The following is an 857-nucleotide window of genomic DNA, read 5'->3' as shown; positions in this document are numbered from 1 at the left end:
TTCCAGAGGGAGCTTTCCGAGCCCGTGCGGCCCCTGCTGGCGCTTCCCGTCGCGGACCAGCAGTTCCTTGCCTACCAGGGCTTCGCCCCGTTCCGTGAGCAGGTGACGGCCGAGCGGTGGGTGCAGCCGCTCTGCGAGCCGGTGCGCTTCGCCCGCTCGCTGCCGGCCTACGGTCAGCAGTTCCTCGCCTATGTGCCTTTCGCGCCGTTCGGCGAGGTGATCGGCGCGGACAAGTGGGTGCCGCCCTTGTCGGAGCCGACGCGCTTCCCACGCGCTCTGCCGGCTCACGATCAGCAGTTCCTTGCGTTCCAGGACTTCGCGCCTTTCGCCGAGCGGCCGCATGTCGATGCCTTCATGCAGCCGCTCTCGGAGCCCGTGCGGTTCCGGCCGGCCATGGCGACGGCGGCGCAACCGTTCCTCGCATGGTCCGAATGGCCCGTGGTGCTGCTTCAGGGCGTGGTCGAGTTCGAGGGCATGCTCGAATTGTCCGTCGCAGGCCGCAATCCGGTGATCGACCTCCTCGAGGCGGGCTATGGCGCCATCGCCTATGGCGCGATCATCCGGCCCTGGCGGATCGGGAGGGGCTGATCCATGTTCGGCGTCCGTCCCTTCGGCAACCTCTCCTTCGGCGCATGCCCCGATCCGGCCGACTGGCCCACCGTCTTCATCGGCGCGCTGGAGTTCACGATCTCGACCGAATACCGCATCTACGCGGCGACGGAGGAATGGATCACCGGCTCCGACGATATCCCGGCCGACCAGCCGTTCTCCGGTGCGCTGGCGCAACCCCTGCAGTTCCAGCGCTCGATCGTCGGCAGTGACGGCTTCTCCGGCTTCGTCCAGGGGCAGGGCGAGCT

Annotated in this window: 2 protein-coding genes; both read left to right on the top strand. The window is 68.4% G+C overall.

Features of this window, described 5'->3' with window-relative positions; translation table 11 throughout:
- Positions 1-588, top strand: a 588-nt coding sequence (locus tag NNZ72_RS25370; protein WP_257318461.1) for a hypothetical protein, incomplete at its 5' end; no start/stop codon positions are given.
- A gap of 3 nt (positions 589-591) precedes the next feature.
- Positions 592-857: hypothetical protein (locus tag NNZ72_RS25365; RefSeq protein WP_257318460.1), on the top strand; the 266-nt coding region annotated here is incomplete at its 3' end.

It is taken from the genome of Shinella pollutisoli, from assembly GCF_024609765.1.
GTDB lineage: Bacteria > Pseudomonadota > Alphaproteobacteria > Rhizobiales > Rhizobiaceae > Shinella > Shinella pollutisoli.
Note: the sequence above shows the minus strand (reverse complement) of the source record. Positions and strands in the feature narration are given on the sequence as shown.